This window comes from Streptomyces kanamyceticus (assembly GCF_008704495.1).
Lineage (GTDB): Bacteria > Actinomycetota > Actinomycetes > Streptomycetales > Streptomycetaceae > Streptomyces > Streptomyces kanamyceticus.
This window is the reverse complement of record NZ_CP023699.1, coordinates 419,265-442,684: the sequence shown is the minus strand read 5'-3', so window position 1 is coordinate 442,684 and position 23,420 is coordinate 419,265. Positions and strand designations below refer to the sequence as shown.

19 protein-coding genes and 3 pseudogenes are annotated in these 23,420 nt (G+C 67.8%); 13 read left to right on the top strand and 9 right to left on the bottom strand.

Going from position 1 to position 23,420, the window contains the following annotated elements:
• The first annotated feature begins 779 nt into the window (after window positions 1–779).
• Genes CP970_RS01780 through CP970_RS01770 form a run of 3 tightly spaced genes read left to right on the top strand, consistent with a single transcriptional unit; the run spans window position 780 to window position 4,197 of the window.
• A complete protein-coding gene (locus CP970_RS01780) occupies window positions 780–1,685 on the top strand; it encodes a 2,3,4,5-tetrahydropyridine-2,6-dicarboxylate N-succinyltransferase (RefSeq protein ID WP_079043424.1) in 906 nt (301 codons plus the stop codon).
• On the top strand, window positions 1,682–2,923 hold the full coding sequence (locus CP970_RS01775) for an acyl-CoA dehydrogenase family protein (protein WP_055546449.1): 1,242 nt from the start codon (window positions 1,682–1,684) through the stop codon (window positions 2,921–2,923). Before CP970_RS01780 ends, CP970_RS01775 begins: the two co-directional genes overlap by 4 nt.
• Window positions 2,920–4,197: an MFS transporter gene (locus CP970_RS01770; protein WP_157877692.1), complete on the top strand. Its 1,278-nt coding sequence runs from the start codon at window positions 2,920–2,922 to the stop codon at window positions 4,195–4,197. Before CP970_RS01775 ends, CP970_RS01770 begins: the two co-directional genes overlap by 4 nt.
• A gap of 985 nt (window positions 4,198–5,182) precedes the next feature.
• Here CP970_RS01770 and CP970_RS01760 read toward each other — a convergent pair.
• A complete protein-coding gene (locus CP970_RS01760) occupies window positions 5,183–6,058 on the bottom strand; it encodes a LysR family transcriptional regulator (protein ID WP_055546453.1) in 876 nt (291 codons plus the stop codon).
• A gap of 103 nt (window positions 6,059–6,161) precedes the next feature.
• On the opposite strand from CP970_RS01760, the gene CP970_RS01755 reads away from it, so the two are divergent.
• Complete coding sequence (locus CP970_RS01755) at window positions 6,162–6,707, top strand: GNAT family N-acetyltransferase (RefSeq protein ID WP_055546455.1); 546 nt, start codon at window positions 6,162–6,164, stop codon at window positions 6,705–6,707.
• A 272-nt stretch (window positions 6,708–6,979) separates the two neighbouring features.
• Window positions 6,980–7,717 (top strand): annotated as a pseudogene (locus CP970_RS01750) (transposase family protein).
• Window positions 7,718–8,123: 406 nt separating this feature from the next.
• Here the strand turns inward: CP970_RS01750 and CP970_RS01745 are convergent.
• From CP970_RS01745 to CP970_RS01730, 3 genes and pseudogenes are all read right to left on the bottom strand, one after another.
• Window positions 8,124–8,282, bottom strand: a pseudogene (locus tag CP970_RS01745) (pirin family protein); the annotation flags it as partial.
• A 1,305-nt stretch (window positions 8,283–9,587) separates the two neighbouring features.
• Window positions 9,588–10,262 (bottom strand): annotated as a pseudogene (locus CP970_RS01735) (transposase); the annotation flags it as partial.
• A 711-nt stretch (window positions 10,263–10,973) separates the two neighbouring features.
• Window positions 10,974–11,378, bottom strand: a complete 405-nt coding sequence (locus CP970_RS01730; protein ID WP_055554475.1) for an FKBP-type peptidyl-prolyl cis-trans isomerase — start codon at window positions 11,376–11,378, stop codon at window positions 10,974–10,976.
• A gap of 247 nt (window positions 11,379–11,625) precedes the next feature.
• Here CP970_RS01730 and CP970_RS43975 point away from each other — a divergent pair, with 247 nt between their 5' ends.
• Entirely contained in the window at window positions 11,626–11,793 is a 168-nt protein-coding gene (locus CP970_RS43975; RefSeq protein WP_157877811.1) for a nuclear transport factor 2 family protein, read from the top strand.
• Here CP970_RS43975 and CP970_RS43970 read toward each other — a convergent pair.
• A complete protein-coding gene (locus CP970_RS43970; RefSeq protein WP_191094861.1) occupies window positions 11,790–12,092 on the bottom strand; it encodes a hypothetical protein in 303 nt (100 codons plus the stop codon). The two genes, CP970_RS43975 and CP970_RS43970, sit on opposite strands and share 4 nt — an antisense overlap.
• A 65-nt stretch (window positions 12,093–12,157) precedes the next feature.
• Between CP970_RS43970 and CP970_RS43965 the strand changes: the two genes are divergently transcribed.
• From CP970_RS43965 to CP970_RS01710, 4 genes are all read left to right on the top strand, one after another.
• Window positions 12,158–12,628, top strand: coding sequence for a nuclear transport factor 2 family protein (locus CP970_RS43965; protein ID WP_157877812.1), 471 nt, complete (start codon window positions 12,158–12,160; stop codon window positions 12,626–12,628).
• A 609-nt stretch (window positions 12,629–13,237) separates the two neighbouring features.
• Complete coding sequence (locus tag CP970_RS01720) at window positions 13,238–13,930, top strand: serine/threonine-protein kinase (protein WP_398654420.1); 693 nt, start codon at window positions 13,238–13,240, stop codon at window positions 13,928–13,930.
• Between the two features lie 550 nt (window positions 13,931–14,480).
• Window positions 14,481–15,149, top strand: coding sequence for a hypothetical protein (locus CP970_RS01715; RefSeq protein WP_150492862.1), 669 nt, complete (start codon window positions 14,481–14,483; stop codon window positions 15,147–15,149).
• A 98-nt stretch (window positions 15,150–15,247) separates the two neighbouring features.
• Window positions 15,248–15,766 carry a CocE/NonD family hydrolase C-terminal non-catalytic domain-containing protein gene (locus CP970_RS01710; RefSeq protein ID WP_398654418.1) on the top strand — a complete coding sequence of 173 codons (519 nt, stop codon included), beginning with the start codon at window positions 15,248–15,250 and terminating at the stop codon, window positions 15,764–15,766.
• A gap of 42 nt (window positions 15,767–15,808) precedes the next feature.
• Here the strand turns inward: CP970_RS01710 and CP970_RS01705 are convergent, their stop codons facing one another.
• The 3 genes from CP970_RS01705 to CP970_RS01695 all read right to left on the bottom strand — a co-directional run bounded on the left by CP970_RS01705 (window position 15,809) and on the right by CP970_RS01695 (window position 19,437).
• Entirely contained in the window at window positions 15,809–17,011 is a 1,203-nt protein-coding gene (locus CP970_RS01705) for an IS110 family RNA-guided transposase (protein WP_107099142.1), read from the bottom strand.
• A 249-nt stretch (window positions 17,012–17,260) separates the two neighbouring features.
• Complete coding sequence (locus tag CP970_RS01700) at window positions 17,261–17,914, bottom strand: hypothetical protein (RefSeq protein WP_055545264.1); 654 nt, start codon at window positions 17,912–17,914, stop codon at window positions 17,261–17,263.
• Between the two features lie 26 nt (window positions 17,915–17,940).
• On the bottom strand, window positions 17,941–19,437 hold the full coding sequence (locus CP970_RS01695; protein WP_055545263.1) for an alpha/beta hydrolase: 1,497 nt from the start codon (window positions 19,435–19,437) through the stop codon (window positions 17,941–17,943).
• 228 nt (window positions 19,438–19,665) lie between these two features.
• Here CP970_RS01695 and CP970_RS01690 point away from each other — a divergent pair, with 228 nt between their 5' ends.
• Genes CP970_RS01690 through CP970_RS01680 form a run of 3 tightly spaced genes read left to right on the top strand, consistent with a single transcriptional unit; the run spans window position 19,666 to window position 21,938 of the window.
• Window positions 19,666–20,850, top strand: a complete 1,185-nt coding sequence (locus tag CP970_RS01690; RefSeq protein WP_055545262.1) for a sensor histidine kinase — start codon at window positions 19,666–19,668, stop codon at window positions 20,848–20,850.
• Window positions 20,851–21,528, top strand: a complete 678-nt coding sequence (locus CP970_RS01685; RefSeq protein ID WP_055545261.1) for a response regulator transcription factor — start codon at window positions 20,851–20,853, stop codon at window positions 21,526–21,528.
• A gap of 29 nt (window positions 21,529–21,557) precedes the next feature.
• On the top strand, window positions 21,558–21,938 hold the full coding sequence (locus CP970_RS01680) for a hypothetical protein (protein WP_055545260.1): 381 nt from the start codon (window positions 21,558–21,560) through the stop codon (window positions 21,936–21,938).
• A gap of 36 nt (window positions 21,939–21,974) precedes the next feature.
• Here the strand turns inward: CP970_RS01680 and CP970_RS01675 are convergent, their stop codons facing one another.
• Entirely contained in the window at window positions 21,975–23,354 is a 1,380-nt protein-coding gene (locus CP970_RS01675; RefSeq protein ID WP_055545259.1) for a Dyp-type peroxidase, read from the bottom strand.
• Window positions 23,355–23,420: the final 66 nt, after the last annotated feature.

The window sequence follows — 23,420 nt, the reverse complement described above, 5'->3', positions numbered from 1 at the left end:
TGGCAGTGGCCTTCCGGCGCCTGGTGTGCGCCCGGGACGACTGGTGTACGCCTGGGACGAGGAGACGGGCGAGTCGTCCTGATCGACCCTGAGAGCGGGGACCGGCGCGAACTCACCCACCCGTCCGGCGCGGAGCATGGTGAGCGCGCTACCCATCGGCTACCTGCCGCGGTCCCCGCCCTGCCGTGGGCGTACGACACCCACGCGTAGTCCCTCTGCTGGCTGGGGCCCGGGAGTGGGCTGTGCGAAGAGCTTTCGGGGGCTCCGCATGCCACGGTGGTCAACGGCGGGCTCCTCGGCGGCCGCGGATCCCGTGTCGAAGTGCCGCAAGCCCCATCATCTCCGGCCGGTTCCGGGGCCACGGAACAGCACCAACGGGCCGTAGCGGCAGTAGTCCGCACGCTCGCGTTCGGACAGCGGATCGTCTCCGCCCTCCTCAAGCCCACTACCGGCTCGGTGAAACTCGTTCCTGGGGCCGTGCCCACGGTGCGGAAGCTCGGGCGCGTGACCCGGCAGTCGGACGAGGATCACGCGGCCAAGCCAGCTCACTTGTCGGTTCTCCGCCAGGCCGGGGTACGCCCGGGTACACAAATGCTGCCCCTCTTCACCCTCTTGTGCCTTCTCACGCCCCCAGTCCCGCGGTTTCTCTGTGGCATCCGGAGAAACACATAGAGAAGGAATAGTGCAAAAGGAAGATACGGACCCGCGGTGCCTTGTCGTTTCAGGGCGTAGAGGTGCACTCGGCGCCTGCGGGCTGTGCCCTGAAGGAGGACCCCTGGATGGCGATCAGTTACTCCGCAGTCGCGGCAATTCGTGCCGACATCGAAGAGATCTGGGAAGGCCGGGACGTCGTACCGCGTGCGACACCAGGTGCACGAGCAGCGCTGGACGCCGCGCTGGGCTTGATGGATACCGGACAAGAACGCCTGGCGCGGGTGGTGGACGGTGAAGTCGTCGTCCAGGAATGGCTGAGGCGGACTCTGCTCTTGCTGTATCTCTATACCCAGCCGCAGTCCGCGAAGTTCGGACCGTTCGCCACCGTCGACAAGTTCCCGCTCAAGTCAGGCCCGTCGGCTCCCGGTGTCACGGTGTCGCCCGGCGCGGTCGTACGCCGCGGGAGCTACCAGGGGCCGGGCGTCATCGTCATGCCCAGCCACTTGGGCATCGGAACGTTCGTCGACGAGGACAGCCTGGTGGACACCTGGGTCGGGGTCGGGTCGGGTGCGCAGATCGGCAAGCGGGTCCATGTCGGAGGCGGGAGCGGCGTAGGCGGCTTGTTGGAGCCCGAGGCCGTCACGCCCGTGGTGATCGAGGACGACGCCTTCATCGGAGCCCGCTCCATGATCTATAGCGGTGCCCGGGTCGGTGAAGGTGCGGTGCTGGGCGTGGGGGCGCTGCTCACCGACAGTATTCCGGTGATCGACGCCGCCACGGGGTGCGAACTCAGCCGCGGATACGCGCCCCCTTGGACGGTTGCCGTGCCGGCCATGCGATCGCGTGAATTCGACGGCGGCACGTTCGGATTGCCCTGCCTGCTGGTCGTCAAGCACCTGCCCGAAGGCGAGCGCCACGGCAAGGCCAGGCTCAACGCTCTCGTGCACTCCCGAGCCGCGGCCGGACCAGATCAGTACGCCGGGCCCGCCTACGGTCAGGCCGCCCTCATGACACACCGGGACTTCGTGTGATCGACGAGATCACCAGCCGGATCCTGGGACGGCATCCGGAGCAGCGTGAACTCCACGCTCGGCTTGTCGAGTTCCTTGACCGTCATCTGGCCGAGCCTGTCTGCGAGCAGGATGCCCAGCCGGACTGGGCGGCGCTGCGTCGCCGTGCCGCTGCTGCGGGACTGACCACGATCGGAATCGGTTCACCGCACAGTGCGGGTCATGTGGCGCAGGGCATGGCCGCGTTCCTCGCCGGGCAACGGGACTGCGACGCGCGGGAACTGTTCGGCGTCGGGCATGCCGCCATGATTCTGCGGCACGGCTCGCCCTCCCTGGCCCACCTCGTACACCGCCGCGCGGTGGAAGAGGGAAGCCTCGTCGGAGTCGCCGTCAGCGAGCCCCAGTCGGGATCGGACCTACGCGGTCTGCGGACGGTCGCGGTCGACCACGACGATCATCTGGTCCTCAGCGGGACGAAGGGGTTCATCAGCAGAGTTCAGGAGGCGGTGGGCTTCGTCGTTTTCTGTAAAATCCTGACTGCGGACTCGGGACGCGCCCGCGCGCGGGGCGAAGGCGAGGGCCCGGCCGGGATGCGCGATGTGCCGCTGTCGGCCGTGTGGATCCCCCAGGACGTCCCGGGCCTGCACCACGACGTCAGTCCTGCTCTGGGCATACGAGGTTGGTCCTTCGGGCACCTGGAGCTGTCCGATGTACGGGTGCGCAGGGACTGGCTGGTGGGCCCGCCCGGTCGCGGGCGCCATGTCTTCGACACGCACTTCGCGCCGTGGCGTTTGCTGATGGCTCTTGTCTGCCTCGGGGCGGCGGCAGCAGCGATCGAGGAATCCATGGCTCATGCCCGCCAACGACACATCGGTGCCGGGACGCTCGCTTCGCTTCCCGCCGTCGTCACCCGGCTGGGCCGGGCAGCGGCCGAAATCGCCTCCGCGACCAGCTGGTGCTTCGCTCTCCTCGACGACCTCGATCACGGTGTCGACAGCAGCACGGGCAGCGCAGCGGCCAAGGCACTGGCCACGGAGTGCGCCTATCGCGCCGTGGACCTCGCACTGCAGCTCCACGGCAGCGAGGGGTACACGGAGTACACCCCCATGGAGAAGCGACTGCGGGACATTCGCGGCCTGTGTATCGCGGACGGCCCCAACGACGCTCTGTTCAGCGCCGCGGCCCACTCCCTGCTCCGCTCGCCTGCCCTTGTCCAACGTCCCAAGGCGCAACACGACGCGCGGCCGCCCGCGTCGTGAGGCAGTCACTGCCCTTGCGGGTCACCGCCCAGGAAACGTTCGCCTCGCTGCACAACCGTGCCTTCCGCGTCTACCTCAGCGGCCAGCTCGCAGCCCACACCGGCACATGGATGATCCGTATCGCTCAGGACTGGCTGGTCCTCCAGCTGACAGGGTCGTCAACGGCTGTCGGGGCCACCATCGCGCTGCAGTTCATGCCGCTGCTGGTCTTTGGCCTGTACGGCGGAGTGCTCGCCGACCGCTGTGCCAAACGGCACCTGCTCCTGACAACTCAAGCAACCTTCGGCCTGGTCGGCGCCGTCCTGGCAGTACTGGCCTTCACCCACACGGTCAACGCCTGGCACATCTACGCGGCGGCCCTCCTGTGTGGCCTGGCCTCGGCCGTCGACAACCCGACCAGGCAGTCGTTCCTCAGCGACCTGGTGGACAGCGGCGACGTACGCAACGCCGTGTCGCTGAACATCGCCGTCTTCCAGCTGTCCCGCATGCTGGGCCCCGCCGTCGCCAGCGCCCTTCTCACCACCACTGACAGCAGTTGGGGCTTCCTCGGCGGCGCGTTGCTGTTCTTGGGGCCCATGCGGACGCTGACCAGCCTCGGCGCCGATGACGCACCGCGGTCGCGGAGCCCCGTCCGTTCCCAGGGCTGTCTGCGCGAGGGCATGCGCTGTGTCGCCGACCGGCCGGACCTGACCGCCGTCATCGCCCTGTCCACACTCACGGGTACGTTCGGCTACGCGTACCCCGTCTGGCTTTCCGCCTTCGCCGCCGATACCTTTCCCACCGGCGTCGGCCTGTACGGGATGTTCAACACCGCGATGGCGATGGGCGCGCTGATCGGGGCACTCCTGACCAGCCGCGGCGGCTCCACCCGTGTGCGGGAACTCAGCGGCCATGGCGCGGTGTTGGGTCTCCTGGAGGCGGCCGCAGCAGTCGCTCCGACCGCCTGGAGCTTCACTGTGCTGATCACCCTGGTCGGGACAGTCAGCATGGTCTTCAGCACCCGATCGAACGCTCACATCCAACTCTCCACCCCGCCCCACGTGCGCGGTCGGGTCCTGAGCATCTACCTCGCGGGCTTCGTCGGCGGAACCTCACTGGGCTGCCCGATCATCGGCTGGATCACCGATCTCCACGGCCCCCGCATCGGGCTCCTCACAAGCGGCACTGTCTGCGTTCTCACCGCGGCCGTCATCACGTGCACCCTCGCACCGCAGTGCCGATCCTCTTCGCCGTGGCTGCGGCTCTCCACCCGCAGCAGTCCTGACCGTCGTTGACGCCGATACACATACCGATCGACTTGCTCACGAGCCGTTGCAGGGGAGCCGACGTCGAGCTCTGCCGACGCCTGTCGTACCTGTAGCAATCCGAAAGGCGGGGTTTCCGCTGGGTGATGAGGTCGGCATGAGGCAGTCGGTGTGATGAGCGCAGGGCGCGGACATCGTTGCTTCAGGAGAGCTACATCCCCTTCCGGCTGGGCTCCGCGCCCCGAGGTATACGAGGTTCGGTCAGGATGCCCGGGACACGTCAGCTGCTCCAAGGGGACCCTCGCAATGAGCTCCAACCAGCCCGGGCCGTACGGCGGCGGGCAGGGCGGCCAGCCCCAAGCCCCGTACGGCCAGCCGCCCCAGACCCCGCACGGGCAGGTCCCGCCGCCCCCGCCGGCCAGCGGGGGCGGCGGGGCTCATCATCGGGTCGTGGTGGTCGCGGAAGAGTCTGCTCAGGAGGGCGGGCGAGCCGCGCCCGGCTGGGGGCATCGAAAGGCGGAGCGTCTCCCGTACATCGGCGTCTACGGCAAGGTGGAGGACCCGGCACCTCACGCCCGGATCCATTGGCAAGGCTGCCAAGGTTCTTGACGCCGGACTCTGTGCCTGAATCATGACCGTGGCTGCGCGGCGTCCGCGCCGCGGAGAGCTGCTCAGCCCGCCGCGATCATCACCGAGTGCCCCCCGCGTCGGACGGGACCGGCCTGACGGAGCCTCTGAACCCTTCCTGACCGGCATCGTGCTCTGCGTCTGGGCGATGACCAAGTCGCGCCTCGGCCAACTCACGATCACACCGGGGGCTCTTGGCGGCGGTCTTGTCGTAGCGAGTGGCCCGTGGGCATCGTGTTCGTGTCGTGGCGGGTCCGAACCGAGCCAGTGAGCCTTTTCCAACTTCAGTCAGAGCTGGTCAGGTGCAGAGTGAGGACGGCTTGGACGAGGCTGGTGATGCGTGGGGACGGGGCGTTTCCCGCGTGGTGGTGTCCGTGGGTGCGGTGGGTCAGGACGTGGGGTGGCCCAGGGCGTTGATCACGGCAGCGATGGCGGGCTCGGCGGCGCGTTCGCGGTGGTGGGCTGCCATGAGGTGGACGTGCCATTCGGGCATGTCGCTCACGTCGAGTTCGACCAGGGCGCGGGCGGCGAGGTCACGTTCGACCGTGGCGCGGGTGAGGACGGCGACGGCCTGCCCGGAGCGCGCGAGATCGGCTGCCGTCTCGGCGGAACTGATGCGGTAGAGCTGATGCGCGCGGGTGGGGGCGTCCAGGAGCAGTTCGTGAAAGAGCTGCGCACCGCTGCCCCAGAGGTTCACGGCGAGGGGGTGGCCGCTCAGCCTTGCCGTGTCGCAGGGGCCCGCCGTGAGCGGGTGGTCCGGGTGACAGACCGCGATGACCGGCTCACTGCGGAACGTGTGCAGCCGTACCTCGTGAGCGTGCGGCATCGGCAGTGTGATGGCGATGTCGGTCGCGCCCGAGGCCACCCGCTGGAGTGCGTCCTGGCTGTGCTGGTCGTCGACCACGACGGCGTATCTGAGCGGCTGCAGGGCACCGATGACGAAGGGGACGGCCAGCGGTGCGTAGCTGGCGTGGGTGGTCACGTGCAGGGTGCCCTGGGTGTCGTCCTCCCGTGCAATGTCCAGGGCTCGGGCCGCCAGATCCAGACACCGTTCCGCGTGGGGCAGCAGCCGTTCCCCCGCGGGCGTCAGCGACACTCCTCGGCTGGAGCGGTCGAGTAGTGGCTGACCGACGAGCCGTTCCAGTCGGCGCAGCCGCTCGCTGACGGACGGTTGCGCGACGCGCAGCTCACGTGCTGCGGCGGACAGCGAGCCGACGGATGCGGCAGTGACGAAGACACGCAGGTCCGCGAGTTCCAGGGCCATAGGTGCAGCCTATGACCAGTGCCTTCGGATCATGGGGTTCTGTGTGGCCGACGGCGGCCATAGCGTGCCGGTATGACATCCCCCGTGAGGTGAGGAGCCTCTCGTGCACGAGATCTACGAGGCCGCTGTTGAACTCGTCCCCGCGATTACGGATGATCTGCCCGGGATCGTCGCCATCCAGAATCACACGGCCGCCACCTCGCACGCCCGGTTCGCCACCAGACCGCATCGCCTGGAGGAGCGGCGGGACTGGTTCGCTCAGTTCGCGGAGACGGGTCCGTACCGGATGCTCGTCGCCCGGCGCGGCAACCAGGTTCTCGGTCATGCCTGCAGCCAGCGCTACCGCGACCAGGACGCTTTCCGGGAAACGGTCGAGGTGAGCATCGGACTCGGCGAGGACAGCAGAGCACGGGGGCTGGGAACCGCCCTCTACCGTGCGCTCTTCGGCGCTCTGGCCGACGAACCGGTGCATGTCGCCCTCGCCGGCATCGCCCTGCCGAACGACGTGTCGCTGGCCCTGCACCGCAAGTTCGGCTTCACCGAAATCGGAACCTTCCACGAGTACGCCGTGAAGAACGGCCAGTACCTGAGCTCCCTGTGGATGCAACGCCTGCAGTCCACTCCGTTCCCGGGAACGGACCAGAGCTGACTGGTTCCGTGATCGTGTGCCAGGGTCCAACGGGTATACGGGGCGGGGCCCGCAAGAGGCGTGCGGTAGCCGCAGGCGACCGCATGTTCGTCGTCCCAGGGACGGGCCCGGTGGGAAAGCGGCTTCGAAGGAACCGGTGCCGCCAACGAGCGGCTGGGCAGGTGGTCTCTCCCCAACCTGCCGAGCCGCTCCGGTGGTTGGCGTGACAGACAGGTGAAACCCCTGGTAAGTCGGTTTACTGCCAAGAGGACCGTCTCTACCAGAGGCCTCGCATGTTTGTGTACCCGTCCGGGGGCAACGTGTCCAGCTCTGCCCTCCGCTTCCTCGCCGACCGCCTGAGGAAGCATCGTCGTACCATCGGCACCCGATGGCGGCGCCTGAACGCAGGCCGACAGGCCCTCCTCGCCCTCGCCCACCTCCGCGACGGCCAGCCCTATGCCCAGCTCGCAGCCGGTTTCGGGATCGGCACCACCACCGCCTACCGGTACATCGCCGAGGCAGTCGAGCTCCTGGCCGCCCGACGGGACGCTTCTGCCCATCGACCGCATCGCTGCCGACCAGCCTTTCTACTCGGGCAAACACAGGAAGCACGGCGTGAACGTGCAGGTCATAGCCGCCCCCAAAGGACGCCCGCTCTGGTCTTCACCGGCCCTGGCCGGCGCTGTCCATGACGTCCGGGCCGCACGTGAACACGGCGTCATCGACGCCCTCGCCCGGCCGGCATCAACTGCTGGGCGGACAAGGGCTACCAGGGCGCAGGCGACAGCGTCCGTCTTCCCTGCCGTGGCCGATGGGACAGCCTCTCCGCCGGTCAGCAAGCCGTCAACCGGTCCCGCGCGAGAGTCCGAGCACTGGTCGAGCAAGCCATCGCCACCCTCAAGTCCTGGCGACTCCTACGCAATCCCCGCTGCTCGACAACCCGAATCACGAGACTCGTCCAGGCCGTCCTCACTCTCCATCTGGCCAGCTCAACTTGGAGCTGGAAAAAGCTCATTGCATGCCCAGCATGAAACGTCGTCGCCGATGCGGTGGATGAGGTCGACACCGTGTTTTTCGCCCGAGGTAGGAAGGCCGGGGCGTCGGCACCGGCCTGGGGCGGCGTGGCTGAGGACCCTTCTTCGGTCTTGTCCTACCTCCCGCAAATCGACCTGGTGCTCCCGCGGGAACCTCCCAGGCCCTGTGACCAGCAGCAACGGCCCCGAAATGGCACCTGGCGAGCTGTCAGGAAAGTCGGCATCAGGTCAGCATGAGTCCGCCCAGAGGCAGTCACACCCGCCCGCAGAATGGAATCGCGATCGGGGGAGCAGGGGGCGTCCGGCGGGCAAGCGGGGGCGGTCTGCGTGGAGGGGGGAGAGCGGTGCCGCCGTGCTCGTTCTCGTCCGTCGCCCCGCATCGCCGCCTCGCCGCAACCCCAGATCAGCGCACCCGCCCCCGAGGCTTCAACGGCACGGAAGGCAGGGAAGGCGCAGCCAGCGGCCCCTCGTCGTACCCCTTCACCTCTCCGAAGCGGGCGCCCGTCATCCAGTCCTCCCGCGCCTGCTCGATCTCCGCCTGCGTACGGCCGACGAAGTTCCACCACAATCCTGGCTGGGCAGACATCGGTGCAGGTCAGCTGTGTTCTGAGGTGGGGACGGTCAGCAATTCGTCAGCATCGTTCCGGGGTACGGGATTTCGTTCGGTGCCTGGGCTGCTGATTTCGGCGCCCAGAACCTCACGCCCCCAGGCACGTTCCAACCGTCCAGCGGCAATTGATCTTGTATGGACAGGGGCACATCGATCCCCACGGGCGCCGATACGCACGCCCATCGACAAGTGAACCCTGCGTCTGCTCGCCCCTTGTGGTGTGCGCCCGTCCTCCAGGGCGGCGCCGCGGACCAGTTGGTCGTCCGGACCGTGGACGGCGTGACCATCGGAACTCCCGTCGAGGACGATGGACGGCCGGGGCGTGATGCTCGCGCTTGGGCCTGCACACGTACTATGTGCGGGCAGGCGAAACTCCGATTCCTGTCCACAATGCAACACCGGGGCAGAAGTGCGATTTGACTCTGGGGGCTGGGCCGCGTGCCCGCGAGGGAGTAGCTCGGGTCAATGGTGATTTCGGAGCGCCCGGGGTTCGGGATCTGGCAAACAAGGGTGGCGGCGCGCGGCTGTCACACTTGTAGTGCCAAAACCCCAGATGCATCGTCTGGAGATTGGATCCCGGATCACCAGCCTTCGACCAGTCTTGTGCCCCCGGTTCTCCTCAGACGGCATATCCGCACTGTCTGGTTCGCGTCAGAAGGCAAGGTGGCGTGGTGTCGCAGCTCTCGCAAGGGAAGAGTAAGAAGTCATGGTAGCTAGCCCAGTCGCTTCCTTCCGGGCGAAAATCGAACACGGATGCCTGATCTTGCAGGACGTGAGTAGCGAAAATGACGTCGCGGACTGGGATCCGGCAACCAGTAATTGGTATAGAGAAGGCAGTTCCATCATTTTCGGTGTCCGACCTGGTGTGGACGGGCCGGTCGAATGTGAAGTTTGGACTTCTTCTCCACCTGCTGTGCTGCCTGTGAAGCTCTTCGAGGACGAACTCCCTTGTCCGTCCGGCTGGTTGGTCATCCATGATCCAAATGAACACGTGCGAATGCAGTTTCGAGGAATCCGGGGCTCAATGCACAGTTCGGTGATGGTGGATGATGCTCAGTTCCCGTCGAGGGTGCAGGTCATTTTGGAGGCGCCGGCTGCATTGTCGACGTGACGGGGTCGACAGCCTTGGCGTGGCGCGAACTCGCTGACTCGAGGTGACGACTGCGGGGTCCTACCGTGGAACTGTGGTGGGGCCCCGTAGGTGTTCTCAGGTGTTCGGTACGTCTTGGTCAACGATGTCGTCTGGCAACTCCTGCCAGAATCATCAGCCGGTTCGACGTCTCGCCCGGCGACCAGAGCCAGGATGCCGACCGCGTTCGCCGCCTTCTCACCCAGGTTCTGCTGGGGCAGCTGCCCCAGTACCCGGTGGGCGTCGCTGACCAGCGCGTCGACCAAGGCGACACGGGCCGCCTCGTCGTTCCAGGCCATCTTCAGTTTGCCCGGGACGGCATAGTCGTGGACGGTGCAGTACTCGGCGATGGCCTCGCGGGCGCCGGGGACTTCGCGGGCCACGGCCCGGATGGCCGCGATCAGCTGGGTGGCGGTGTCCTGGGTGGCCACCGCGTCTTCGAAGACGGTCGAGTCCAGGGCCCGCCGGTGTTTCCCCTTGAGCGTGCCAGGGGCCGCCACGGTCTCTTTGATCTTGGTGAACAGCCGGTCCGATGCCGTGGAACGCTGCAGGTGGCGCCGGCAGTACGTCGGCAGCGACGGGTCGAAGGCCGTATCCAGCAAGCCGAGCCCGCAGGCGGCCTTCCATCGCAGGTCGCAGCGCAGTTCCCGGACTGTCTCGAAGTCCGACAGGCCGTGCAGGCTCTGTAGCACCACAGCGGCGGCCAGCACCTGCGGCGGCATGGACGGCCGCCCGTTGGACGACGGATACATCTCGGCGAACATCACCGCCGGGAAGAGCACTTCGCGGTGCTCGGCCAGGAAGAGACGCCACCCGGCGGGATCAACTCCCGGGAGGTCTCCCGCGCATCAGGCCCGGCTCCCCGCGGCCCATGCGCCCTGCATGCCCACCAGACTGGCCCCGGACCACAAGTTCCGGAGCCGGAACCCGCAACATTTTCAGTGATCTTCTAACGGTCATCGGCGCCATGGGCTGCCTGCTGTGCCAGTAGCTTCATTGGGGTCGCACGGCCGAGATGTGAATCTTTTGGTCGGTTGGCGGATTTGAAGGGCTGATGACAAGGCGCCAGGGGCGCAGTGCGGGCCGCTGCTGCGGCAGCGACCCGGCTCCCCTTCCCTTGGGGGGGCAGCGAGGGCGATGCGCGTCCCTGGTGCCGAGGGTGTGGGCGGCAGAGTTCCCTCGAGGCCGACTGACCCTCCCCCCCCAGCGCGGGGAGTTCTCCTCGAAGTTGGTGCTGACCCGCGCCAACCTCCGCCACGGCCTGTCAGTGCACCCCGGCGGTCGCCAGCGTCGACCTGACCCTGATGCGGGAACACCCGCAGGGAATCCGTGCGGTGGTCATCGACGGGAGCGTGTCGTCAGGCGCGGCCACTCTCAGCGGGTTCTGGAGGAGCGTCTGAGAAGGATTCGGCGGTCTCTTCCGTGCCGGTGCGGCCGAGACGGCCTGCCGAAAGGAGAGATAAAAGGCCGTCCACGAAGCGTCAGACGCCTTCGATACCAAAGTACGCAGGGGGCTAGGCGTTGCTCCACCCGGCTGTGCTGGAATACGAGTCAAGCAGGTCCACCACGAAGACGAGGGTCGAGCCCGCCGGGATCAACGGTGATGGCGACTGATTGCCGTAGCCGAGACGCGGGGGAATGATGATCTCGCGTCGGCCACCGACCTTCATCCCCCGCACCCCCCGGTCCCAGCCCTTGATGACCCTGCCACTGCCCAGGGCGAACTTGAACGGCTGGCCCCGGTCCCAGGAGGTGTCGAACTCCTTCCCGGACTCGAAGGCCACCCCGACGTAGTGGACCCTGACCACCATGCCCGGCTTCACCTCGACCCCGTCCCCGACGACCAACTCTCGGATGGTCAACTCGGTAGGAGCGTCACCTTCCGGAACGTCGACCTCGGGCTTCGTCAGTTCACTCATTGCACCCTCATCGCTCTCCGCCGAATGCCCTCCGCACGGGTCGGCCGGACACATGGACACCCCATGCGGCAGATGGACACGCTACCGGGAATGCCGAATCCACCTGGAGGCAACTTCCCATGTCGCTGGCAATGCCGCTCGGCGCCCTCCCTCGGCCAGGGACAGACCGACGTGTCGGACCGGCCAGGGGTCGACAAGGAGCGATTGCGGAGTTTCTGACGGGCAAGGAGCCCAACACGCGTGACGCATGGGTGGTGTGCACACGGGATCGGTCCTCGGCATCCCGCCGTCCGGCCTGGAGGTTCACCTCACCGGCATCTCCATCGACCGTGTTGAGGGTTTGCAGTCCGTGGAGCACTGGGCGGAGGGGGATTTCTGCCGGTTCCTGGACACCATCAGCGGCAAGAGCGCCTAGGCGAGTGAGTCCGATGTTCCGTGGTCGTAGGCGATTAGGGGGCGTGGCGGGTGCGCCCGCTTTGTGGTTGTGCCGGACTGCTGCGGCAGGTGCGGGAACATCGTCGCCAGATGCCTGTGCGCGTACCGAAGCCGGCGGCGGGCCTCGGAGGAGAGGCCCAGCAGTGCCTGTGTGGCCACGAGGGCGACCAGCTCCGCGTTGCTCGACTGCGGCGAACAGCCCATCCACCGCTCTGTCTCAAGCTCGTCGTCGACCTTTACATGCGGGGCGGCGGGCAACGTGTTCAGTTCGTCGGTCACGTGGCAATATCGAACGGACTGCCCCTTTACGGATGAATCGTTATGTGTTGGCTAATATCTGCTGCATGATGACACCCGAAGATCAAGCACTGGCACTGATGAGCCTGACCGACCGCGCCGCGATCCGTGAACTTGTGGACAGGTATGCGAAGGTGTTTGACGACCGCTCCTTCACCGCGATGTTGCCGACGCTGTTCGTGCCGGACAGTGAGATCCAGCTTCCCCCGGGCGGCCATCACGGTCTCGAAGGCATGGACGACTTCCACAAAGACGTAATGAGGCCCTTCGGGCCCACGCAGCACCTCTTCACCAACACGCTCGTCGACACCGATGACGACCGGGCCACGTTCCAGGCCAACACCCACGTCACGCACACCGTCCTGAAGGACGACAGCACAGCGGACGACAACAACCTGTTCCTTGCCGGTGGCGTGCTGGCAGGTGTCGCGGTCCGTACCTCGTTTGGATGGCGGTTCCAAAGCGTCACACTCGAGGCCATCTGGCGACAGGGCGACTTCGGCCCGCCCGCGCAGTAGGGCAGCGGCCTCGGCTCGATGAGGTCGTCGATGGTGTTCAGTCTGAAGTAGTCCTGCCGCAGTGCCGTGGTCACGCGGCTGGCGGCTTCGTCTGGGCGCAGCGGTTCGTGCGGCGCTCGGCTCGGGCCTTGGTCACGGCCGGCAGGTCGCTCCGGGAGGCGTACCGGCTGCCCTTCCGTGACGCGGCTGCAGGGGAACGCGAGGTCTTCATGCGCCACTGTCCCCGGCCACGGTGAGCGGCGAGGACGATGTCACCTCGGTGTCGCTGGACCTCTGGTGGGTGCATCAGGGGGAGTTGGGCGGCAGCTTCGTAGCGGGCGGTGGGTTTGTCGATGCGGGTCGCGACCGCGTGGGCCTACTTGAGCAGGGCGATCCGGTTCTCGACCGCGTGCCGGTGCGGGCAAGCCTCGCGGTCAGGAGTGCGGAGGCAGCCGTCGCCTGCTCGATGCGGGTCCGGTCAACCACGGTCGTACGTCCCTGCGGGTGGATACCTTCGTCCGCCGCAACTCGGCCAACAGCGTGCGTTTTGAGTCAGGGACGAGCCAAATGCCAAGTACCGAAGGTAAGCCGTGCTCACCGCGCCCATCTTCCCCTGAGTATCGTCCTTACATGAACCTTCTGAGCCCAGACGATCCGCGGGTGATCGGGCCCTATCGACTTCTCGGGGTGCTCGGAGAAGGGGGTATGGGCCGGGTGTACCTCGCGCGGTCCGAAGGCGGGCGGACCGTCGCTGTGAAGGTCGTGCGGGCCGAGTTCGCCGGGCAGGACGACTTCCAGCAGCGGTTCGCGCGGGAGGTCGACGCCGCGCGGCGCGTGGGCGGTGACTGGACCGCGCCGGTCCTGGATTTCGACACGAGTGCCGCGACGCCCTGGGTCGCCACCGGCTACGTACCGGGTCCCGACCTGCAGACCGTCGTCGCCGACGACTACGGCCCGCTGCCCGAGCGTTCCCTGCGCACCCTCGCGAACCGGCTCGCGCTCGCCCTGGAGGCCATCCACGACGCCGGTCTCGTGCACCGGGACCTGAAGCCGTCCAATGTCCTGGTCACCGTCGACGGCCCCCGCGTCATCGACTTCGGCATCGCCCGCGCCTTCCACGCCAATTCCGGCAACGGCTTCCGTACCCGCACCGGCGTCGTCGTCGGCTCGCCCGCCTTCATGTCGCCCGAGCAGGCGCGGGGGCTCGAAGTCGGCCCGCAGAGCGACGTGTTCAGCCTCGGTGCCGTCATCGCGTACGCGGCGACAGGGCGGCCCCGTTCGGCGGCCAATCGATCGGGCTGCACGCGCAGTTGCTCCGGGTGACCGAGGAGGAGCCGGACCTGGAGGGCGTGCCGGAGGATGTTCTCGGGCTCGTACGGCAGTGCCTGGAGAAGGCGCCCGAGGAACGGCCCACGCCTACCGAGCTTGTGGCCCGCACCGTCGCCGGGCAGGTGCGGCCGTGGCTGCCGGGAGAGGTGCTTGAGCAACTGGGAAGGCATGCGGCCTGGTTGCTGGACCTGGATTCGCAGGGACATGCGGTGAGCGTGCCTGTGGATACGCAGCCGGACGTGCCAGTGGAGGCTCCATTGGATGCGTCGGCCGACATGCATCCGGACACTCCGGTGGATGCGTGTCAGCAGGTACAGCCGGACGTGCCGGTGGTTGTTTCGGCGGACGCCCCGACGTCCGACGGCCGCCCGGCACAGCCGAGTGCCCCGCCCGCGCAGTCACGGTTCAAACGAGCTCGATTCCTCGGCGCTGCCGGTGTGGTGCTGGTTCTCGCCGCCGGCGTACCTTTCGCGGTGAACTCCTGGGTGGCAACGGCAGTACGACCGATGGTGCGGGTGGCGGCGCAGGGACCACCCCGGCGGCAGTGGCCGTGCCGAAGAACTTCCTCGGGGCGTGGGAGGGCGTGCCGTTGAGCGACACGCGCGTACGTGTCGAGTTCAAGAAGGACGAGCAGCACCGAACGGTCGCCAGGTCCTTCTTCCTGACCGGCACCTCGCTCTGCGTGGTGAACAAGGAACCGAAGAAGGCCTCCAAGGACTCGGTTTCCCTGGGGAACGCCCGTAACGAGAACGCCTTCGGCAGCGGCACGTGTGAGTATCTGCCGTCGTACACCCTGAAGACCCGTAAGGACGGCAACCTCAACTTCGCCACCGACAACGGCCAGTACAAGGCTGTCCTCTTCAAGGCCCGGGCCGGCGACGCGCCCGTGCCCCAGAAATACGTGGGGCAGTGGGTGCCCAAGGGTGAGGAGAAGAACCCGACGGCCCAGGTCACCATCGAGCAGGCGAAGACCGGGGGCATCTTCGTCAAGGGCTGGGACAACTCCCGTCAGAAACGCTGCACGTGGAGGGAGATCCTGGTGTTCGTGGACGACACCGGTCTGATCTCCAGGCCGCTCTACCGGCGCGGGTCGGTGGAGCCCTGCGGCATGGCTCCCACCGGCGCCCGCGGGTACGCCCTTTCCGACTCCGGCATCCTGTCCATGGGCAATACGGCGAAGAAGTTGGAGTTCGTCCGCAAACCCGACGCGTAACGCGGGTGTGCGGGGGAGTCACAGGCGCACTACGTTTCGCCCGTCAGGTGATCGTGGCAGGAGCTCCAGGCGACTAGCCGGGGTCGGGGAGGTTCTCCGTGCCGTATCGCTCCATCAGCTCTGTCGGGGGCTCCGCGACGCTGAGCTGCCGGATGGGCGGAGCCACTCCCTGGTCCCACCCCATCGAGCGCGACGTCCGCATCACCGGCACGCCCCGGATCGAGATGGACACCGAGGGCAGCGACAACGTCATGGTCAAGCTGTACGACGTCGCACCGGACGGCTCCGCCGTCATGTTCGACCAGCAGGTGGCCCTCGCGGGTCCCTCTGGACGCGTGGCCGTGGACCTCAAGTCGACCGACTGGCGCCTTGCGGCCGGGCACTCCCTGGCTGTCGAGGTCGGCACTATCTACGACGGTGCGTGGATCGACACCCCGACCGGCGACCGCATCAAGGTGGGGGACGCACGCCTCCAGTTCTCCGTCGACGACCCCTCGGACGACCAGGCCACCGAAGGCAAGCGCGCGCCGTACCTCGACACCTACCTGAAGCTGTACACGAAGAAGAAGCTGACCGAGCGGCCCCTGTCGTTCACGGTCCCCACGGCGCGTGACTGACACCTGGTGCCAGGGCTCGGGGGGGTGCCTCTATGACTTCGGTCAAGGGGCAACGGGGGTTGGTGGTTGGTAGAAGGTCCCGTCGCGGAGCATCGCGAAGAGCACGTCGGCTCGGCGTCGGGCGAGGCAGAGGAGGGCCTGGGTGTGATGCTTGCCTTCCTTGATCTTCTTGTCGTAGTAGGTGCGGGAGGCGGGATCGGACAGGGCGGCGAACGCGGAGAGGAAGAAAGCCCGCTTGAGCTGCTTGTTCCCTCTCCTGGACTGCTGTTCGCCGCGGATCGAGGAGCCCGAGCTGCGGGTCGTCGGCGCGAGTCCCGCATAGGCGGCGAGGTGGGCGGCTGAGGGGAACCTGGTGCCGTCGCCGACGTCGATGAGGAGGCGGGCCGCGGTCCTGACGCCGACGCCGGGCATCGACGTCAGGACCTGGGAAAGAGGGTGTGTCTCCAGCAGCTCGTCGAGTCGTTTCTCCAGCAGACGGCGCTGGTCGAGCACGGCGGTCAGGGACCGGGCGAGGCTGGGAACGATCAGTGCGGCCGCCTCGGTGCCCGGGACGACGACGGTCTGTTCGTCGAGCGCGGTGAAGACGTCCTCGGTCAGACGGGCCGCCATCCGCGGAGCCTTGGGCCGCAGCAGGTGGGTGACCTTGCGGCGTCCGGTCTGGCGGATCTGGGCGGGCGAGCCCAACCTCTCCAGCAGGACCAGGACGGCCGGGTGCTGCATGCGCGGGCCGAGCACCCGCTCCAGGTGCGGGTGGACCTGCGTGAACAGGCCGCGGAGCCGGTTGGAGAGCCGGTTGGCCTCAGCGACCAGGTCGTCGTCGAACCCGACGAGCATCTCCAGCTCGGCGACGGTCTCGTCGTCCAGCTCGATGGAGCGAAGCGTGTGCGGCATCGCCCTGGCGGCGTCGGCGATGATGAACGCGTCGCGGGCATCGGTCTTGGCTTCGCCCGGATAGAGGTCGGCGATCCGCCGCATCGTCAGTCCGGGCAGATAGGCGACCTGGCAGCCGACGGCTCGGGCAACGGCCAGCGGCAGGGCTCCGATGGAGGCCGGCTGGTCGACGACCACAAGCACGATGCCGTGCTTGGCCTGGAGTTTCGTGAAGACCTCGCGGAGCTTGGGTTCGCTGTTGGGCAGGCGTTTGTCGAGGGCCTTCTTCCCGGCCGATGTGACAGCGGTGGCGTGGTGTTCGCCCTTGCCGACGTCCAGGCCGAGGAAGACGTCGATGTCGCTGATGTCGATCACGTCGTGGTTCCTTCGGTGCTGTTCACCCGGCCTCGCCACGGCACTGATCGCCACATCCACATTACGAAGAGCCTCCCGACCTGGGGAAAGGCCGGTGGTCATGCCTCTAATCAGCGGTCTGTCAGTGCCTTCGGAGCCGGTGACACCACCCCCCGGCCATGCACTCGACAAGGGGAGGTAGTCATGCCAACTCCGAAGGCCGGTAGTCCCGTTGCGGGACTACGAGAACGGTAATGGGGGGGGAGCGGATCAGCCCGCTGCGCCGTCAAGGAGGCGGCTGTGGCGCAGCCGCAATGCCCGTTCTGTGCTGGCCGCCAAGGTGGCGACGCCGATCGCGAAGTACCCCCACTTCGGTACGTCGATGGGCGAGGTGAAGGTCCCGATGCGCTGGGCGATTTCCTCGGGCTTGGTGAGCTGTTCGGCGAGTTGTGGGACGAGGACGGCGAGGGCGGCGACGAGTACGCACAGCGAGAGGAGACTGATCGTGCGGCTCAGCGCGGGGTGCGCGCGGTCGAGGCGCGCCCGGCGGCCCTCGGCGGAGTCGGGGTCCGGGACCAGCTGGAACTCGTCGCCCGCGTCGGTGACGTAGTGGCAGCGTTTGAGGCCGAATCCGCTCATCCGCACGTCTACGGTGCCGCCAGGGACGGGGAAGACGGCGGGGAGCTTGGACTCGGCGTGCAGCCTGCCGTCGAGGTACAGGTGGGCCTTGACGTTGCCGGACGACTGGTTCTGCCAGTGCCTGACGTCGACGGCGTAGACCGTTGTGCGGCCGTCGTGGCCCGTCAGCCGCAGGTGGAACAGCGCGCGGAAGGTCGACTGCCACCAGCGGAATCGCTTCAACTCCCGCCCGTCTCCTGGCATGACCCGCTGTAGGGCACGGCGGTGCCGCCACTCCTTGATCATGTGTCCGCTCCCGTTACTTGTTCGGCTTACTTGTTCGGCTCGGCCGCGCAGGCGAGGTCCTCGGCGGGGCGCTGTCCCGTGGTCAGGAACGCTGTCACCGTGTTGTTCGCGCACGTGTTGCGGCCGAACGGGTAGACGCCGTGGCCGCCCTGGTCGGCGGTCACCATCGTGGCCCGGTCTCCGAATGCCCGGCGCGTCTTCATGGCGCCGACCAGGGGAGTTCCCGGGTCGCGTTCGTTCTGCACCATCAGTACGTTCGACGGGCCGCGGTCACCGATCTTTACCGGCGGCTCGACCCGGCTGTCCGGCCAGTACGCGCAGGGCTTGATGTTGCCGGTGCTCCCGCCGAGCATCGGGTACTTCAGCCGGTCGATCGCGGCATTGCGCTGGTAGTCGAGGACCTTGCCGGGCCAACGCGAGTCGCCGCAGGTCACGTAGAAGTGACTGGCCAGGAAGTTCTCCGAGATCTGCGGCGGCGGAGTCGTCAGCGGTTTGCCCTGGTCCAACGCCTGCCAATCCTTGGCAAGGCGGGGCAGGAGGCCCTCGATGTAGAGGCTCTCGAAGGTCAGTCCGCGCAACACGGTCCCGTCGACGTCGCCGACCGGTTCGGCGTCAAGGCGCTTCACGAGTTCGAAGAACTTGGCGGTCACCTGCTTCGGTGTGGTGCCCAGGCCGTAGTCGGGGTGCGCGGCCGCGTACGCCGCGAAGTCCGGGAACCGGTCCTCCATCCCGCGGCCGAGCAGGCGGAAGTTCGCCAGGTCGTAGCCGCCGGGGCCCATGTTGCTGTCGAGCACGATCCGGTCGCTGCGCTTGGGGAACATCGTCGTGTACACCGCGCCGAGGTAGCTGCCGTAGGAGGCACCGAGGTAGGAGGCTTTCGGCTCGCCGAGCGCCGCCCGGATCCGGTCCATGTCGCGCGCGGTGTTCGCGGTGGTGGTGTGCGGCAGCATCCACGCCGTCCGCGACGTGGCGCACTGTTCGGCGATGGTCCGCGCGTACGACGCTTCCTTGGTGACGTCGGCCGCGGTGTGCGCGTACGGCGGGAAGTTGCCGCGTGCCTGCTGCTGCGGTGTCAGATCGCAGGTGACCGGCGTGCTGCGGCCGGCGCCACGCGGGTCGAAGCCGATCACGTCGTAGGAGTCGAGGACGTCCTTCGGTGGCCCGGCGTCGGCTAGCTGGGCCGGGTAGTCGAGCCCGGAGACACCGGGGCCGCCCGGGTTGGTCAGCAGCACACCGCGGCGCTTCGAAGGGTCCTTGCTCGCCAGGCGGGAGACGGCAATCTCGATCTGCCGACCGTCGGGATCGCGGTAGTCCAGCGGGACGTCGAGCGTCGCGCACTCGAGACGGGCCGCGTCGGCGTTCCGCGATGCGGCCTTCTTCGGGCACGGGCCCCACTGCAGGGAGTCCGGGGCGGGGGAGTCCGGCGCGGCCGTCACCGTGTCCGGAGTCGCCGCCGACGCTCCCGAAATCGTGGCCGCCGCGACCGCGGTGGCGGCGAGGGCGAGGGACAAGGTCTTGCGCATCTGGTGTCCTCCTGAGGGGGCGTACGCGGTCGAGAGGGGCGCACGAGGTCACGCACCGTAGCCGTTGCGTGACGAGATCAAGTCTGCCCATCCGGCGACACCGGCACATCGACCCAGCGGCTCGGGCCGCCTTCGACCAAAGTCGAAGGGGTGCTCCGACTCAGGACGAGGGCGGGAGTGTCCCCAGGTCTGGTGCACCGGCCGCGCGGTTTCGCGACAATGATCGGCATGAACACGGACGTCGCGCCACGGCTCGGAGGGTGGCAGCAGACATGGCGGCTGGTGGCGGCCGCGGCACTGGGCATTCCCTTCTGGGTTTCCACCAGTGCAGCGCTGCCGCGGGGGTGTGCGTCCGACACGTGTTCCTGGTTGGTCACCGGTGATCCGCTGGTGGCTCTCGGCTGCCTGACGGCGCTCCTGTGGCGACGACGTTTCCCGCTCGCCGTCGCCCTGGCGGTCGCCATCGCCGCGGGCCTGTCGACGCTCGCCATCGGTGCCGCCCTGCTGGCCCTGTGCTCCATCTCCACGCGTCGCCGTCCGGTGGAGATCGCAGTTGTCGCGCTCGTCTACGTGGCCGCGTCCCAACTCGCCCTCGTGCTCTACCCGATCAAGACCCCGCCCGGCTCGCTACCGCTTCAACTCGCACTCCCGGCACTGAGCGCGGGCATCGCGGTGGCTATCGGCGTGGCCATCTGCGCACGGCGCGTCGAGGTGCGGTCCTTGCGGGAGCGGGCGGAGAGCGCCGAACGGGAACAGACCGCACGGGCGGAGCAGGCACGGGCCCTGGAACGGAACCGAATCGCCCGGGAGATGCACGACGTGCTCGCGCACCGGATCTCCCTGGTCGCCATGCAGGCGGGAGTCCTCGACCACCGCGGTGACCTGCCCACTGAGGAGAACCGCACGCTGATCCGTGGCATCGCCGACGGTTCCCACCAAGCGCTGGAAGAGCTACGGGACGTCCTCGGTGTGCTCCGCGCCGACCCGGGCCGCCCGGAACCGCCACAGCCCTCACTCGACCGCATCCCGGAGCTGGTGACCGACGCCCGTACCTCCGGACTGGACGTCACGCTCACCACCACCGTGACGGGAGAACCGTCCGACGTCGTGGGACGAACCTGCTACCGGGTCATCCAGGAAGGACTGACCAACGCCGCCAAACACGCCCCAGGCGCCCACGTACACATCACCGTCGAAGGAGCGGTCGGCGACGGACTGCACGTAAGCGTCCGCAACTCCCCGGCCACCACCGCGACCGCCCACCCTCCGGCATCAGGGTTCGGCCTGCTCGGCCTCGCCGAACGCATCACCCTCGCCGACGGGAAACTCAACAACCACCCGACATCTGACGGCGGATACCTCCTCACCGCGCATCTACCCTGGCCGAACCACGACCACGAAAAGAGAAGCTGAGTGGAGAGCGAGCGGGAGCCGGTGCGTGTCGTCATCGTCGACGACGAACAACTGGTGCGCCTTGCACTACGACTCGTCATCGACGGCGAGCCGGACCTGACCGTCGTCGCGGAAGCGGCCGACGGAGACGCCGCGATCACCGTGGTGGACGAGCAGCGGCCGGACGTCGTGCTGATGGACATCCGGATGCCCGGCCGTGACGGCCTCAGCACGACCCGGGAACTCCTCACCCGGCCCGCGCCACCCGGGGCGCTCATGCTGACCACCTTCGACTCCGACGACCTGGTGCTCGGCGCGCTCCGCGCCGGAGCCCTCGGGTTCGTCCTGAAGGACACCCCACCGGCGCGGATCCTCGACGCGGTGCGGACCGTCGCGGACGGGAACCCCGTGCTGTCCCCGGCGGCCACGGCACGCGTGATCGCCGCGGCCACCGGGCCGCAGTCCTCCGAGGCTCGCCGCTCGTCCCGCGAAGCCGCGCGGCAACAGCTGTCCGCGCTGACCGGACGAGAACTCGACACCGCCCGGGCCATCGCGGACGGCCTCGGCAACCCGGAGATCGCCGAGCGACTGCGCATCAGCGTCGCGACCGTCAAGGCCCACACAACCAACCTGTTCATCAAGCTGGCGGTCGAGAACCGGGTGCAGATCGCACTCGTGGTCCGCGACGCAGAGCAATGACCGGTTCGGACCTCCTTACAGGGAGCGCAATGAGCATTCTCAAGACATACGCCCGCCTCTACGCGGACAGCGTCGAGCAGGCCCTTCCCTTGCTCCAGCAGCTGACCGGTTCTGCGGAGCCCGACCTTCGTTTCACGGACGGTGAGGTGGAATTGGTGGGCATCGGTGACTTCCTCTTGTTCGCCGGTCCTCCAGAGGAGCGCGCGAAGCACATGCACGCCTCCGCGACGGTCGTCGTCGCCGACCTGGATGATCTGACAGAGACCCTGATCGCCGGCGGAGCCGTGATCACCGAGGCTGCCACGCCAGCCCCCACAGGACGCTACTTGTACGCACGTCATGTCGGAGGGCCGGAAGTGGAATACGTGGAATGGACTCCGGACCTGGTCCAACGCATCATTTCCCAGTGACCGCGTGCGTCTCGTCCGGAACCGGAGCCGCCGTCGTCAGGCGTGTCCTCCCTGTTGCTCCGCGAGCCACCGCAGCGCCGTCAAGCCTGGCAGAAAGAGGTACTCGCCGCCTCTCAGCACATTGAAGGTCTCGATGCCGTGGACGCGATGTCTCACCGGCTCCTTCGGAATGGTGAAGACGGCGCCCTCTTCCTGCAGCCCCACGTTCGGGTCGCGCTCGGGCCCCAGGTCCATGAAGTTGCCGCTGTTGATCCACTCCTGCTGCAGGAACTCCATGGTCGCCATCGCCTTGGCGCTCAGGAAGATGAAGTAGATGCCACGCGGCACTTCGTCGGCGGCATCGGACGTCGCGTTCGGGTCGTACGGCGCGCCGTAGCCGGTGCTGCGCCGGACGATGCGGTGCAGGTTCACGTCGGCGAGTTGCGCCATTCGCGTGTCGCGCGGGTTCATGCGCCGCATGTGGCTGCCCAGGGGAACCCGGAGGCCCCGGGGATCATCGGCGTAGGTGAAGTCGTCGTTGCGCAGTGGATCGGCGCCGAGCTTGGGATCGTCCTGCCCAGGCGTCAGGGTCAACGGCGAGCCGCTGCGCCAGCGCCCGATCAGCTTCGCCGCGAGGAGTTCCCGCTCCTCCTCGCTCCGCGCGTTCGCCTGGAGGAACCGGTTGAACGCTCCCACTCGCGACTGGTACTTGCGTATGCCCACGAAGGTGCCGTTGCGCCCCAGCACGTCGGGGTGCGGCATCGGCAGCGGGACGCCCGCTTCGCCCGGGTAGCCGAGGACGAACTCGCCCGCCTTGATCGGGCGCCCCTGGCCGGGCAGAGGCGCGATGCCACCGCCCTCGATGGCGGGCTGACCGATCCCGTCCTTGTAGCCGAGGGGGTTGAGATCGCCCGGCTGGGCACCGAAGTCGTGCATCTCGAGCACACTGACCCCCGACAGCCCCTGGTACTGCTGCCGCGCCGTCTCCATGGCGGCGTGCCAGCGCGCCTCGGTGTCGCTGAAGATGCTGATCCACAGGTGAATTCGGCCGCTGCCGAAGGGTGAGTCCCAGTAACGTGGATCGTTTGCGCCATGGTCCCGTAGCTGATCAGCCCGCGCTGCCATCCCTTGGCGGAACGCCTCCGGGAAGCTCTGGAGCGAGGGCTCCGGGGTGCCGATGGCCACCATGCCCGTATGGCTGATGGCCACGGCGATCCAGGTGTCGTCCCCCCGCCACCAGTCGGCGGCGGAGCCGACGTGCGGTGCGAGCCGCCGCAGCACCTCACGCCCGCCGCGCGGATCGCTGACGTGCAGCATGATGTGCGTCCCGTAGTACGGCTCCGGGCGATATCGCAGCACTGTGGCCTGGATGTCGTCCAGTTCGAGGCTGACAGGGCGGCGCGGAAGGTCGCCGCCGAGGCGATCGCTGAGTGGCATGTCAGTGTCCTCACCGGGAGCCGGGAGCCGGGAGCCGGGAGCCGGGAGCCGGAAGTCTGCTCACCG